Origin of the sequence: Streptomyces sp. NPDC088400 (assembly GCF_044753355.1) — a bacterium.
GTDB lineage: Bacteria > Actinomycetota > Actinomycetes > Streptomycetales > Streptomycetaceae > Streptomyces.
Genome location: NZ_JBIVMZ010000003.1, coordinates 585,397 through 598,096 on the forward strand (window position 1 = coordinate 585,397; position 12,700 = coordinate 598,096).

Consider the following 12,700-nt stretch of genomic DNA (forward strand, 5'->3'; position numbering starts at 1 on the left):
CCGGCGCGCCCGGACTCGTCCCGTCAACGGCGCCCGCGTGCGTTGAGCCGGGCGGCCTGGCGCGTCAGGTGGTCGCGCTCGGCGAGGTTGGGGGCCTTTCGGGCCGCCTCGGCGTACAGCCGTGCCGCCGTCGCCAGGTCGCCGTCGCGTTCGTGGAGGTACGCCGCCACCGCGGCGTGGCGGGGCACGGGGTTTCCCCTGCTCGAAGAGCCTGGGGAGGAGTCGTCCAGCGCCCTGAGCGCCGCCAGGCCGGCGCGCGGTCCCTCGGCCTCGCCGACCGCCACCACGCGGTTGAGCCGGACGACCGGGCTGTCGGTCAGGCGCGCGAGTTCGTCGTACCACTCGACGATCTGCACCCAGTCGGTCTCCCCGGCGGTGGGCGCGTCGGCGTGGAGTGCCGCGATGGCGGCCTGGGCCTGGAACTCGCCCAGCCGGTCACGGGCGAGGGCCGCCTGCAGGATCTCGACGCCCTCGGCGATCGACTCGGTGTCCCACCGGCCGCGGTCCTGCTCGGCGAGCGGCACCAGGCTGCCGTCGGACGCGGTCCGGGCGGCGCGCCGGGCGTGGTGGAGCAGCATGAGGGCGAGCAGCCCCGCCACCTCGGGGTGGTCGATCGCGGCCGCGAGTTGCCGGGTGAGCCGGATGGCCTCGTCGGCGAGGTCGACATCGCCGGAGTAGCCCTCGTTGAAGACCAGGTAGAGGACGCGCAGCACGGTGGCGACGTCGCCGGGCCGGTCGAACCGTACGCCGGAGACGGTGCGCTTGGCCCGGCTGATGCGCTGCGCCATGGTCGCCTCGGGCACCAGGTAGGCCTGGGCGATCTGGCGGGTGGTCAGCCCGCCGACGGCGCGCAGCGTGAGCGCGACCGCCGACGACGGTGTCAGCGACGGGTGGGCGCACAGGAAGTAGAGCTGGAGCGTGTCGTCCACCGCGGGCGCGGGTCCGGGAGCCGGCTCCTCGTCGACGCGGTCCTCACGCCGACGGCGGGCTGTGTCCGCCCGGGTCGCGTCGAGGAACCGGCGCCAGGCCACCGTGACCAGCCAGCCCTTCGGGTCCCGCATGGGGTATCCGCCGCTCGAAGAGCTTGAGGAGGGGGCGGCCCGCCAGACGCGGACCGCCTCGACCAGCGCGTCCTGCACGGCGTCCTCGGCCGCCGCGAAGTCGGCTCCGCGGCGGACGAGGATCCCGATCACGCTCGGTGTGAGGCTCCGGAACAGGACCTCGTTCACCTCAGGGGTCATTCCGTGATGGTGGGCGGCGCGGTCAGGAACGGGCGCAGCTCGAGCCACTCGTGGATCGGCTTCCCGCCCGCCCCGGGGGCGGCCGACAGCTCCCCGGCCAGCTCGACGGCGCGCTCGTAGCTGTCGACGTCGATCACCATCCAGCCGGCGATGAGGTCCTTGGTCTCGGCGAACGGTCCGTCGGTGACCGGCGGGCGCCCCTCGCCGTCGTACCGCACGAACGTCCCCTCGGGGGCCAGCGCCTGACCGTCGACGAACTCGCCGGTCCCCTCGAGCCGGTCCGCGAAGTCCTGCATGTACTGCACGTGGGCCGAGATCTCCTCCGGCGTCCACTGGTCCATGGGTACGTCGTTGACCGCGGCCGGGGCGCCCCGGTAGTGCTTGAGCAGCAAGTACTTGGCCATCGTGTGTCTCCTCGGTGCTGGTGCGACCCATTCTGGTCGCGTTCACTGCGGGGACGGAGCCGGCCACGAGTTCTCGACATCACCGTCCGAGATTCTTTCCGGCTCTCGTGGATGAGATTCGCCCGGGGCGTCACGGCGGACCCCGGCCGGATCCAGCTCATAAGCCGCGCTTATGAGGTCATAGATCCAGGGCAGGTACCAGGACCGGATTGTTGTTGCAAGGCTGGCGGATGAGACGCTGTCGCAGCACGCGCCACCAGGTCGCGTCGCCGCTTTCCGTTGCTCCCACCGGTGCGTTTACCGGTGAACCTCGCTCGAAGGGAACTTGTCATGCCTCGCCCCCTGCGGGTCGCGATCGTCGGTGCCGGCCCCGCCGGGATCTACGCCGCTGACGCTCTGCTGAAGTCCGAGGCAGCCGCCGAGCCCGGCGTCTCCATCGACCTCTTCGAGCGGGCGCCGGCGCCGTTCGGGCTGATCCGCTATGGCGTCGCCCCCGACCATCCCCGCATCAAGGGCATCGTCACCGCCCTCCACCGGGTACTCGACAAGCCTCAGATCCGGCTCTTCGGCAATGTCGACTATCCGTCGGACATCAGCCTCGACGACCTGCGCGCGTTCTACGACGCCGTCATCTTCTCCACGGGCGCGAGCGCCGACCGGATGCTCGACATACCCGGCGTGGACCTCGACGGGTCCTACGGTGCGGCCGACTTCGTGTCCTGGTACGACGGCCACCCGGACGTGCCGCGCACCTGGCCGCTCGATGCGGAGAAGGTGGCCGTCCTCGGCGTCGGCAATGTGGCCCTGGACGTGGCCCGTATTCTCGCGAAGACCGCGGACGAACTGCTGCCCACGGAAATACCGGCGAACGTGTACGAGGGACTGGCCGCCAACAAGGCTCTCGAAGTCCATGTGTTCGGGCGGCGTGGTCCCGCGCAGGCCAAGTTCACCCCGATGGAGCTGCGGGAACTCGACCACTCCCCCACCATCGAGGTCGTCGTCGCCCCCGAGGACATCGACTACGACGAGGGCAGCATCGCCGCCCGGCGGGCCGACAAGCAGGTCAACATGGTCGCCTCCACCCTGGAGAACTGGGCGATCCGCGATGTCGGCGAGCGGCCCCACAAGCTGTTCCTGCACTTCTTCGAGTCCCCGACGGAAATCGTCGGCGAGGACGGCGAAGTCGTGGGGCTGCGCACCGAGCGGACACAGCTGGACGGCACGGGCAACGTCGTCGGTACGGGCGAGAGCCGTACCTGGGACGTCGGGGCGGTGTACCGGGCGGTCGGCTACCTGTCCGACGAACTCCCCAAGCTCCCCTTCGACTTCGTGTCCGGCACCGTGCCGAACGACGGCGGCCGGGTCATCGAGGGTGGCGAACACCTCCAGTCGACGTATGTGACCGGGTGGATCAAGCGGGGCCCCGTCGGCCTCATCGGGCACACCAAGGGCGACGCCAACGAGACGGTCGCCAAACTGCTCGACGACCACGGCAACGGCCGACTGCACGAACCCACCGCCCCCGCCGAAGAGGCGGTGCCCACGTTCCTGCGGGACAAGGGGGTGTCGTACACGACGTGGAACGGCTGGCAGCGTCTGGACGCCGCCGAAAAGGCACTCGGCGTGGCACAGGAACGCGAGCGCGTGAAGATCGTCGCCCGTGAGGCGATGCTGGAGGCGAGCGCGGGCGAGGACTGAGCCACGAGGTCGGCGGCCGGGGATCCTGGCGATCCGCGCGGCCTCAACATCCGTACAGCCAGGCCCACACGTTCGGCCGGTCGCGTCACCTCGTGCGCGCGACCGGCCGAAACGTTGGACGACCTGACCCTGATCCGTCGGACAACCGGTCAGGCGTCCTCGAAATAGACGTCCAGGACGGCGTCGAGCTCCGACGTCCATTCCTTCAGCCGCGTCCTGTTCTCCGCCTCGACCTCAGCGTCGAACCACCGGCGGGTCGACACATGCACCGTGACCGTGAGCCGGCGCCCGAATCGCGCGGGCTTCACCTCGACCGCACCGATCTCGTCCCACCAGAAGTCGGCCTCCTGGTCGTCCAGCCGGAATCGGATGCCCTTCTTGTCCGCGGTGATCGAGCCGCGGCGGTCGGCCGCCTCGAAGACGGGGGCACCCTCCTCCGCCACCTCTGCCGCTTCCACTTTCTCCGCGCCGAGAGCACCTTTCTCCTCGGGGGCGGGCTCATCCTCCGGGGCGTCCTCCGCGAGGACTTCCTGAGGGACGGCGTCGCCAGGCGTACGGTCCTCGGCCTCCTCCGGGACATCGTCCTTCTCTGTCCCTGCGGGGGGCACAAGGCCTGGGACGTACGCCGGGTCTTTCCCCACGGCGTACTCGGGCCAGATATTTGGATCTATGCGCTGCTCCACGTCCGGCAGTATGGACGACGAACCTGTACGAGCCAAGCAGTGCCGTCCGCCGGGCCGTCCCAGCTCCGGATTCCGATGGAAACCGGCCCGGAAAGGCCGGACTCGAACGGTGACGGACCGCCCACGTCGTATGACGAAGACGCCGGGCCGTCATCCGTCCAGGACCGGTCCGGCGGTGCCGAGCGCCGCGCCCGCGTCGTCGGCGAGCGTCACCGCGACCACCCGCACCTGCCGGGACGGAACGAGCCCGGGAGTGGGCCGGAGCATGAACCGCCCCACGTAGTGGCCGTTGTTCGCGGCCCGGAGTTCGATCTCGCCCTGGGGCCAGCCGCGTTCCTCCAGGTCCCAGGGCTTCCGGTCGAGGACGACGCTGCCGTCCTGCTCCAGGCGTGCGGGGTGCCCGAGCAGACTGCCGTACTCGAAACGGCAGCCGCGCAGCCCCAGTATCTCGACCAGGTGGCGGCTGACCTGATCGACCACCGCATCGGGAGAGCCAGTGGACTGGGCGAGCTTGGCGGTGTCATGGATCCGGGCGAGGAGTCCGGCGTCGAGCATGGTGACGACATGCAACCGCCGGGCGCGGGCGGCCAGTTGCGATACGGCGAGCCCCACGGCCAGCAGCAGGACGGCCGTCCCGATGTCGTTCGTGTCGGTGATGGCGAACCGTTCGAAGGGCCGCGCGAGGAAGAAGTCGAACCACACGGCCGACGACAGCGCCGCGAGCGCACCGGCGAGGCGGTTCCCGATGGCGGCGACGGCCACCACGACCACCACCAGGATCAGCGCGAGGTTCGTACTCGCCAGACTCGTCCGGAAGGGCACCAGCAGGAGAGCGACCACGAGAGGCGCGACCAGGGCGACGGCCAGGGCAATGCGGTCACGGAGCGGGTATCCCATGGGTCCACCTCGCAGCGGCTCGTACGCCTACCGCCGGGCCAGGCCCTCGGCGGCCGGTTCCCGGTGGCAGGCCCCTTCGTGGGGCCACACCGCCATCGTGCACCCGGGGCGCCACCCGGACCGGCCAGGTCGGAGATCTTGACGCGGCTCTTCCGTCGGCCCGGCGGGCCTTGACACCGTCCTGACGGCAGGACGGTGTCAAGGACGTCGTCTACCCGCCGACCCTGTTGATCTCCTTGGTGCCCAGCACCCGGGAGCCGGCCCCGGCTCCGGCACCGGCTCCGGGCCTGGCCCCGGCTACCGCGATCATCGCCCGCCCCAGCCGCTCGGTCGTGGTGACCTGGTCCGGAGCCAGCCTTTTCAGTACGAGGAAGAGCGGGGCACCCACCGAGTACAGGACCCGGTACAGCCTCGTCCTCGACGTGATCCCGTGCAGCGGCTGGATGATTCCCGGCCGGAACATGTACGAGTCCATCTCCAGCGCCAGCAGGTCGTTCTCGGTCTTCCCCTTGATCCGGGCCCAGGCGACCCGCCCCCGCTCGGACGTGTCCGTCCCCTGCCCGGACACGTAGACGAAGGTGAGCCCCGGATTCCAGGAGGACAGGGCACGGGCCACGGTGAGGGTGAGGTCGTAGGTGATCCGGCGGTACGCCTCCTCGTCCATGCCGACCGACGAGACACCGAGGCAGAAGAAGCAGGCGTCGTATCCCGAGAATTCGGCTTCCGCCTCGCGCCGGTCCATCACACCCGCCAGATCGGCGTGGAGGACCTCGCGCAGCTTTGGGTGCTCGACGCCGACCGTGGTGCGGCCGACCACCAGGACGCTGTCGACCGTGTCGTCGCGCAGACACTCCCGCAGGACGCCCTGCCCGACCATCCCGGTCGCGCCGAAGAGGATCACCTTCATGGTTCTGTTTCCCGCTTTCCGCCGTACTGCTCGTGAACTGCCGGTCCAGTGAACTCGGTAACGCCCGCGGCTTCCGGGACCTGGCTACGGAATACGGGCAACACCAGCGTAGAAGCCGCTCAGTTCATCCGCGGGCGCCGGCTCGTCCTTGTACCAGTGGGTGGCCGTCACCAGCCCGGGAGAGGTGAGTTCGAGGCCGTCGAAGAATCGTCCGACCTCGGCACGGTCGCGCATACGCAGCGGGATCTCGCCCTCCTTGTACGCCTTCATGACCGTGTCCCTGTACTGCGGGTGTTCGTCGAAGGTGGTGTGCGAGAGGAGCAGGTAGCTGCCGGAGGGCAGAGCGTCCACCAGTGTGCGGGTGATGCCGTACGGATCGTCCTCGTCGGGTATGAAATGCATCAACGCGATGAGGGACAGCGCGATGGGGCGGCTGAAGTCCAGTAAGCCACGGGCGTGGTCGAGGATTTCCCGCGGCCGGCGCACATCCGCCTGGACGTAGTCGGTCTTGCCTTCCGGCGTGCTGATGAGCAGGGCCTCTGCGTGGCGCAGGACGATGGGATCGTTGTCCGTGTAGACGACGCGCGACGCCGGGACGATCTCCTGGACGATCTGATGCAGATTCGGCTCGGTCGGGATTCCCGTACCGATGTCAAGGTACTGATCGATGCCCTGGCGGGCCGCCCAGGCCGCGGCGCGCCGCATGAAGGCCCGGTTCCGCCGTGCGTTTCCCTTGGCTTCCGGCGGGATCGCCTGCCCGACCGCCTGGTCGACGGCGTAGTTGTCCTTGCCGCCCAAGAGCCAGTCGTACACCCGTGCCGGATGCGGCTTGCTGGTGTCCACCTGAGGTCTCGGCTTCGATGTACCCGCGGTCATGGGGCGCTCCTGTGTGGGCGGTCGCGATGATGAACAAGGAACGATGAGGCGCCCGTTGACGTGTTGTGAGCGGGCGGGCGAACAGCCTATTCGACGGAGAGCCGAAGAAGAGCCCGTTGAGAACATGCCGCCACGCGCTCGGCGACGGTCTCGCACTCCTGCCCTCGCACTCCTGCCGCGTCACTCGCCCTGCCGCGTCACTCGCCTTACCTCGTCGCTCGCCCCGCCTCGTCGCTCCCCCCGCCACCGGCGATTGTCCGCAAGAACCCAAGACCGCCCCCAATTGCCGGTCGGTCTAAGCGCGGGTACGGCCAACATAGACATTCCGTGCGTGGTAGAGAGTGTCACCGCTCGGACCCGAGGATCCCGACGAACCTTCCATCTGAAGGTTGATGATGAGCCAGAGCGGCTTCCCGACGAATCCGGCGCCCCGGTGGACCGCCTTCCAGGTGCCGTCGAGGTAGTAGTGGATGTCCACATCCGTGCCGTTCACCTTGGTGATCCAGGCGCGGTACGTGTGCCAGGAGCCCGGCGACGGGACGCCGACGACAGTGCTCGACACATCCGAGGACGTACGGAAAGTGTTGAACCAGTTGTTGGTGTTCCCCTTGAACTCCAGGATGTCGCTCTCCGGCGGCCAGCTGTTGACCCCGGTCAGCCAGAACGCGGGCCAGGTACCGGCCGCGCTCGGGGCCTGGAACTCGCCCTTCACCTCGTAGTCCGGGAACTGATCGGTCACCACGATCTGGTTCTTGGCGTGCACCGCGCCCGAGTGGTAGCGGATCGGCAGGTGCGGCGAGGAGCCGCTCGTCCCCTCGTCCCATGAGATCCGGGCCGCTTTGAGGGTGAGCACGCCGGAGTTCAGGTAGACGTGGTTGTGGTCACTGGCGCTGCCGTACATCCGCGCGCTGCCGTTGTGATCCGAACCCCAGGGGTAGAGGTAGTTCCACTCGGCCTCCAGGGCGCTGTAGCTGCCGAACGAGCCGTTGATCACGTCCTCCCAGGCGGCCGCCTCAGCCGCGCTCGCCGTGTGTGGCCAGGCGCTCAGGGCCGCTGCCCCGGTGAGTGCGGCGGCCCCGCCGAGGAATCTTCTGCGTCCGTACGACTCGTTCCGTGCGGGTACACCACGCATGGCACCTCCCGAAGAACCTGACAGAAACCACCAGGACTCACCACATTCCCAAGGGGATCATGTGACGTCAACGGTTCCTCTCAACTCCCCCTGCGCATCCCCGGACTTCCCCATCCCTCTGTCGGCCCTCGCTCATCACAACGTCCCGGCCGTCGCGTATCTGACTCCTTTTGAGACCGACTGGACAAGAATTCGATTCCCCTACCACGATGTGTCTCGCACAACGCGGTAGCACGGGGGCAGATGGAGAATCCCCCGTTCGGACCGCCTCACCACGATTAACCGGAGGGACTCGCCGTGAGCTTTGGCGACCCGAACAACCCGTACGGCCAGCCCCCGCAGAACCAGCCCGGTTATGGATACCCACAACAGGCGCCTCCCGGCATGCCTCCGCAGTACGGCTATCCGCAGCAGCAGCCCGGTTATCCGCAGCAGCCTCAGCCGTACGGCGCGTACCCGCCGCCGGGCATGCCCGGCGGCGGTATGCCGCCGCTGGCCAACTGGGGCCAGCGTGTGGGCGCCAGCCTCCTCGACGGACTGATCATCGTCGGCCCCATGTACGCGCTGGGCTTCATCGATCTCGCGAGCAGCGACGATCCCTCCACTCCCGGAGTTCTCGGCCTCATCGGCATGCTGTACGCCTTCGGCATGGGCATATTCCAGCTCATCAAGGAAGGCGGCACGGGCCAGACCATCGGCAAGAAGGTCGTCGGGATCAGCCTTCACCGGGAGTCGGACGGTCGCACGCTCGGCTTCGGAATGGCCTTTGTCCGCAAGCTGGCCCATATGCTTGACAGCTTCGCCTGCTACCTCGGCTGGCTGTGGCCGCTGTGGGACGACAAGAACCAGACCTTCGCGGACAAGGTGTGCAGCACCGTCGTCGTCAGGGTCAACAAGTAGTAACCGCGTCGCGAGGGACGGGCGTCGCACGGGATGCGGCGCCTGGCTCAATAGTCCTTCGGGATCGCTGAGTTGAGTGCGGCGCGCCGCTCCGGAAGGTTGTCGGCGCACAGGTCCGCCGCCAGGTCCGGGGCGTAGTGAGCGGCGATCTCGCGGAAACCGTCCAGTGTGGCCTCGTCCATGATCCGGGCGCCGGGTGTGGCGACGGGGAGCGTCAGGTAGCTGCGGACACGCCCCAGTTCGTGTGCGTGTCGGCTCATGTCGACGGCGTAGTGATTCACCAGGAGCCGCATCTCCGGGTCCTCGTGCGAGATTTCGTTGGCAAGCGTCTCGAAGCCGAGGTTGAGGAACTGGTCGGGCTCATCGAGCAGTCGGTTGTGTGCCGGTGAGCCCTTCCAGCCCGCGCGGTTCCAGTTGGCGTTGCCGGGGATCTCGTTCTTAGCGGGGAAGCCGCGGTATTCCGAGGACGGGAACGTCTCCAGGAGCAGGCCGCACAGGGCGCGTGTCTCGGCGAGTGTCTCCGCGGTGTCCTCGGGGACGCCGAAAACGTAGAGGATCTCCGGAACCAGACCGTTCTCCTCCATGTGCTGAAAAGCTGTGATCAAGTCGGAGCGCAGGGTGTCGGCGTGCTTACGCATAGCGCGCAGCACCTCGACAGAGGCGGCGCCGTCGGCGCCGAAGCCGAAGCGGTTGAAGCCGGCGTGCAGCACCAGATCGCGCACATGGTCCGAGCGCATCGCGGCGTTGTAGGAGTCGGCGCGGGTGAGCGCGTGCAGCCCGATGCTCAGGCCCGGGTGCCGCTCCTTCATCTCGATGACGGATTCGAGTTGCGTGGTGAGCAGTTCCAGGTCGCCGCCCGGCAGTGCCTGCTGGAAGAAGTCCAGTGAGGTGCAGTAGAGGTTCAGCGAGGAGACCTCGAAGCGTTCGGCGAGACGGCAGGCGGCGTCGAGGTGGGCCCGGACGTTGAAGAACGTCTCACGCGCTCGCGTCTGTGCCCCGCAGAAGCTGCACCCGAACATGCAGCCCTGGCTGAACGGCAGGGTCATCTCGTGCGCGAGGTAGGTGCGCAGAGCGGGCTCACCGATCTTGTCCAGTTGGCTCCGCAGGTCGATGTCCATCGCCCCGGGGAACGCGGCCAGTGAGTTCCGGTCGGTCTTGTGCGCGCCGGGGAAGATCCGCCCGAACTCTTCTCCGGAGAGCCGTTCTATACCCTGCCCGCCGATATGTACGCGACCGGGCGACAGCCCGCGGTCGGCGGTGAGGTACTGAAAGACATGGGCGGCCGGGGCGATGTTCTGGGCGCCCATGACCGCGATGCCGAAGGAGTCGTACTCCTCCAGGTCAGGGGCCTCGCGCAGGTCGTCGAGCTGGCAGTCGAAGAGGCTGGGGTCGGCGAGCCCGCGCCGTTCCAGCAACTCGGCGGCGTACAGCGGGGCGACGGGCAGGAACGGCAGCCGGTCGGGGGCGAAGGGGGCGTCCCGGGCGAGGTAGTTGTCGTGGACGTAGGGCGGGTGGATCATGAGCGTCCGGCCGGTCGGCATGTGCAGGTCGCCACGCGCGGCGGGAGTGGGTAAAAGTACGCTCGTACGGGACGTGGCCATGTCCACCCTCCAGTTGGGCTGATGCCTCGGGTACGTCTCACGGCGGCAACGGCCCTGCCCGGCCTTCACATGCCATCCCCCGATGGTCCGGGCGGACGGCGGGGCCGTACAGGAGCCTTTCAGCCATCGGGACAGCCCGTCGGGAGGGGTGCTGCCCCAAAGAGGTCGAGGGTGGCCACCGAGCCCCTGTACGAGACCGGTTGGGGCGCCGGCCCGTGAGGCCTGCGCCTATGTCCTCGGCCGACGGCCGAACGGGTCAGGTCCGAGCCCACCCGGCGTGATCGCGACGCCTCGTGATCACGCCACTTCGCCGGCCCAGCTCTCCAGCTTCGCCCGCTGGGCAGCCAAGTGGGCGGCCGAGAGCGGGACATACCCTTCCTCCGTGGGAGTCTGACGCGCAACGGCTTCCTGGCCCTGCCGGGAGAGCGCGAGGCGGCAGTACTCGTAGGCGAGGGGATCGATGCCGTCCGGGTCCTCCCACAGGTAGAGATTGAGGGGGTACGACAGGGGATAGGCGCCGGCGGCCACGTCCTCCTTCGACGCCGTGCGGTACGGCTCCCCGTCAGTCGCGGCCAACGGGAGTTCGCGCACCTGGTCGGTCAGTTCCCGGGCGGCGCACCACCCGACGACGCAGATCCCGAACGGGTCGTCGGCCACGGCGAGTACCGCGTCCTCCCTGCTGCCCACGTTCTCCGCTCGCGCGGCGACCGGCAAGCCGTCGAAGAAGCGGGCCTGGAATCCGCCGACGAATCCCAGGCCGTCGTCCGGCAGGTAGGCGTGGATACGGCGCCCCGCCCAGCGTCCTTCGAGGCCGAGCTGGCTCCACCGTACGAGGGATCCGTCGTGGTGGCCGTCCGAGAAGATCCGTACGGCCTGTTCCATGGTGAGGCCTGGCAGGGGATTGTCCCGGTGCGTGTAAATCGACGGCGGGGTACGGCCGTTGTCCCGGGGGCCGTGGCCCGAGTAGCCGAAGGTGATGGACCGCGGCTCGTAGCCGTGGGTGGCGTGGAAGGCGGCGAGAGCTTCCGGCCATACCTCGCGCGAGAGGGCGGTCAGCGGAGTGGCCCCGCTGATCAGGGCGGGGAATCCGGTCGAGGAGCCCTCGAAGACTCCGTGGAACCGGATGTCCGGGTGGGTCTCGGTGAAGATGCTGTTCAGCTCGTCCAGCAGGGCTGCCATGCCGTCGTTGCCGACGAAAAGCACATCGCCGTCGGGCAGCAGATAGGGCCGGTCCTCCGGCACGGGGACCGGACGGGGTTCGTACGCGGGCGGTTTCCGGGACGTCATCGGACCTCCCTCCCTTCCAGTTCGGCTCGTGCGGTGCCGAGGTCGTCGGCGGTGAGGCGGGCGAATCGCGGGGCCAGCTCATCGGCGACGGCCTGGCCCGCCTCGGAGAGGGCGTACCGGGCCAGCTCCACGGCGGCCGGTTCGGCAAAGCCGTCGCGGCGGCGGCGCAGAACGAGCAGCAGCCGGCGCGGGAAGGCAGCCGCGAGGCCCACGGGGCGTACACCCTCCCGTCCGAGACCGGCGGGCGCCACGGCGATACCGGCCGGGTTCGCCGCCAGCGCGTCCAGCGTCTGCTGGTCGGTCGCGGTGGTGGTCGTCAGCCGCACGACCTGTTCGACCGATCCGGACGCCTTGACACCGCCGCTCAGGAAGTGGCGGTGCTCGGCCGACGCGATGGTGTCGATGCGCTGAGCGCCGAGGGCGCCCCCGAGGCCCAGCTGGGACCAGAGGTCCAGATCGCCTGCCGGATCGCCGGAGAGGAAGACGCGCGGGGTGTCCGACCGCTCCAAGGCGGTCAGGGCATTGCTCTCGTGCACGTAGATGTCGAGGGGAGTGATCCGGGCGATGCGGACCGTGGCGGGCGGGACCCCGACGATCTTCTTGAAGGGCACCTGCTCGTCGCGGTTGTACGGCCTGGTCAGTACGGAGAGCAGGGACCCGCCGAAGCAGAGCAGCGGGACGGCGGCCTCGGTGCTGACCAGGTTCGTCGCGTACCGGTACTCCGGGTGACGCTCGGTGACCGCCTGGGCAAGACGTTCCACGAGGGGCGCGGCGTAGGGGCTTCCCGCGATACGGGCGGCTCCGGAGGCGTCGCGGTACCGGGGGACGTCCAGATCCTTGCTGACAGTTCTCATGTGTCCTTCGATCAGCGATGGGCGCGCGGGAACGAGCGTTGCACAGGTGAGTCCGCCGGTGGGAACCGGGCCGCACCGCGCGGATGTCCGCCCAGGGAATCGACACTTTGTGAAGACGGAATCACACGCCGGCGAGGGCGGCGGATGAGCTCGAAACAGTTCCATATGTGCTTATCCGAGGGTTAGTTGGGCACGCGCCCACACCGGATCCCGGTCGTTT

12 protein-coding genes are annotated in these 12,700 nt (G+C 68.9%); 2 read left to right on the plus strand and 10 right to left on the minus strand.

Going from position 1 to position 12,700, the window contains the following annotated elements:
• Positions 1-23: 23 nt before the first annotated feature.
• Together ACIQD6_RS10115 and ACIQD6_RS10120 are read right to left on the minus strand one after the other, a co-directional pair.
• Positions 24-1,229 carry an RNA polymerase sigma factor gene (locus ACIQD6_RS10115; protein WP_401880788.1) on the minus strand — a complete coding sequence of 402 codons (1,206 nt, stop codon included), beginning with the start codon at positions 1,227-1,229 and terminating at the stop codon, positions 24-26.
• Between the two features lie 8 nt (positions 1,230-1,237).
• On the minus strand, positions 1,238-1,645 hold the full coding sequence (locus ACIQD6_RS10120) for a YciI family protein (protein WP_401880340.1): 408 nt from the start codon (positions 1,643-1,645) through the stop codon (positions 1,238-1,240).
• Positions 1,646-1,975: 330 nt separating this feature from the next.
• On the opposite strand from ACIQD6_RS10120, the gene ACIQD6_RS10125 reads away from it, so the two are divergent.
• Complete coding sequence (locus ACIQD6_RS10125) at positions 1,976-3,343, plus strand: FAD-dependent oxidoreductase (protein ID WP_401880342.1); 1,368 nt, start codon at positions 1,976-1,978, stop codon at positions 3,341-3,343.
• A gap of 149 nt (positions 3,344-3,492) precedes the next feature.
• Here ACIQD6_RS10125 and ACIQD6_RS10130 read toward each other — a convergent pair whose 3' ends face one another.
• The 5 genes from ACIQD6_RS10130 to ACIQD6_RS10150 form a co-directional block, all read right to left on the minus strand.
• Positions 3,493-4,026, minus strand: a complete 534-nt coding sequence (locus ACIQD6_RS10130; protein WP_401880344.1) for a hypothetical protein — start codon at positions 4,024-4,026, stop codon at positions 3,493-3,495.
• Positions 4,027-4,176: 150 nt separating this feature from the next.
• On the minus strand, positions 4,177-4,923 hold the full coding sequence (locus ACIQD6_RS10135; protein WP_401880346.1) for a DUF4118 domain-containing protein: 747 nt from the start codon (positions 4,921-4,923) through the stop codon (positions 4,177-4,179).
• Between the two features lie 211 nt (positions 4,924-5,134).
• Positions 5,135-5,830, minus strand: a complete 696-nt coding sequence (locus ACIQD6_RS10140) for an NAD-dependent epimerase/dehydratase family protein (protein WP_401880347.1) — start codon at positions 5,828-5,830, stop codon at positions 5,135-5,137.
• Between the two features lie 84 nt (positions 5,831-5,914).
• The gene (locus tag ACIQD6_RS10145; protein ID WP_401880349.1) at positions 5,915-6,706 is read right to left on the minus strand and encodes an SAM-dependent methyltransferase; all 792 of its coding nucleotides are present in this window, start codon (positions 6,704-6,706) and stop codon (positions 5,915-5,917) included.
• Between the two features lie 295 nt (positions 6,707-7,001).
• Positions 7,002-7,838 carry a twin-arginine translocation signal domain-containing protein gene (locus ACIQD6_RS10150; protein WP_401880351.1) on the minus strand — a complete coding sequence of 279 codons (837 nt, stop codon included), beginning with the start codon at positions 7,836-7,838 and terminating at the stop codon, positions 7,002-7,004.
• A 297-nt stretch (positions 7,839-8,135) separates the two neighbouring features.
• On the opposite strand from ACIQD6_RS10150, the gene ACIQD6_RS10155 reads away from it, so the two are divergent.
• Positions 8,136-8,738 carry an RDD family protein gene (locus ACIQD6_RS10155; protein ID WP_401880353.1) on the plus strand — a complete coding sequence of 201 codons (603 nt, stop codon included), beginning with the start codon at positions 8,136-8,138 and terminating at the stop codon, positions 8,736-8,738.
• A gap of 47 nt (positions 8,739-8,785) precedes the next feature.
• Here ACIQD6_RS10155 and ACIQD6_RS10160 read toward each other — a convergent pair whose 3' ends face one another.
• The 3 genes from ACIQD6_RS10160 to ACIQD6_RS10170 form a co-directional block, all read right to left on the minus strand.
• On the minus strand, positions 8,786-10,279 hold the full coding sequence (locus tag ACIQD6_RS10160; protein WP_401880355.1) for a hypothetical protein: 1,494 nt from the start codon (positions 10,277-10,279) through the stop codon (positions 8,786-8,788).
• 357 nt (positions 10,280-10,636) lie between these two features.
• Positions 10,637-11,626 (minus strand): PstS family phosphate ABC transporter substrate-binding protein, encoded by a 990-nt coding sequence (locus tag ACIQD6_RS10165; protein WP_401880357.1) that lies wholly within the window; start codon positions 11,624-11,626, stop codon positions 10,637-10,639.
• The gene (locus ACIQD6_RS10170) at positions 11,623-12,480 is read right to left on the minus strand and encodes a hypothetical protein (protein ID WP_401880358.1); all 858 of its coding nucleotides are present in this window, start codon (positions 12,478-12,480) and stop codon (positions 11,623-11,625) included. Before ACIQD6_RS10170 ends, ACIQD6_RS10165 begins: the two co-directional genes overlap by 4 nt.
• Positions 12,481-12,700: the final 220 nt, after the last annotated feature.

Coding starts and splice junctions, on each gene's coding strand:
- ACIQD6_RS10165 (WP_401880357.1), bottom strand. CDS start 11,626: ATGACGTCCCGGAAACCGCCCGCGTACGAACCCCGTCCGGTCCCCGTG.
- ACIQD6_RS10170 (WP_401880358.1), bottom strand. CDS start 12,480: ATGAGAACTGTCAGCAAGGATCTGGACGTCCCCCGGTACCGCGACGCC.
- ACIQD6_RS10120 (WP_401880340.1), bottom strand. CDS start 1,645: ATGGCCAAGTACTTGCTGCTCAAGCACTACCGGGGCGCCCCGGCCGCG.
- ACIQD6_RS10135 (WP_401880346.1), bottom strand. CDS start 4,923: ATGGGATACCCGCTCCGTGACCGCATTGCCCTGGCCGTCGCCCTGGTC.
- ACIQD6_RS10145 (WP_401880349.1), bottom strand. CDS start 6,706: ATGACCGCGGGTACATCGAAGCCGAGACCTCAGGTGGACACCAGCAAG.
- ACIQD6_RS10125 (WP_401880342.1), top strand. CDS start 1,976: ATGCCTCGCCCCCTGCGGGTCGCGATCGTCGGTGCCGGCCCCGCCGGG.
- ACIQD6_RS10160 (WP_401880355.1), bottom strand. CDS start 10,279: ATGCCGACCGGCCGGACGCTCATGATCCACCCGCCCTACGTCCACGAC.
- ACIQD6_RS10140 (WP_401880347.1), bottom strand. CDS start 5,830: ATGAAGGTGATCCTCTTCGGCGCGACCGGGATGGTCGGGCAGGGCGTC.
- ACIQD6_RS10150 (WP_401880351.1), bottom strand. CDS start 7,838: ATGCGTGGTGTACCCGCACGGAACGAGTCGTACGGACGCAGAAGATTC.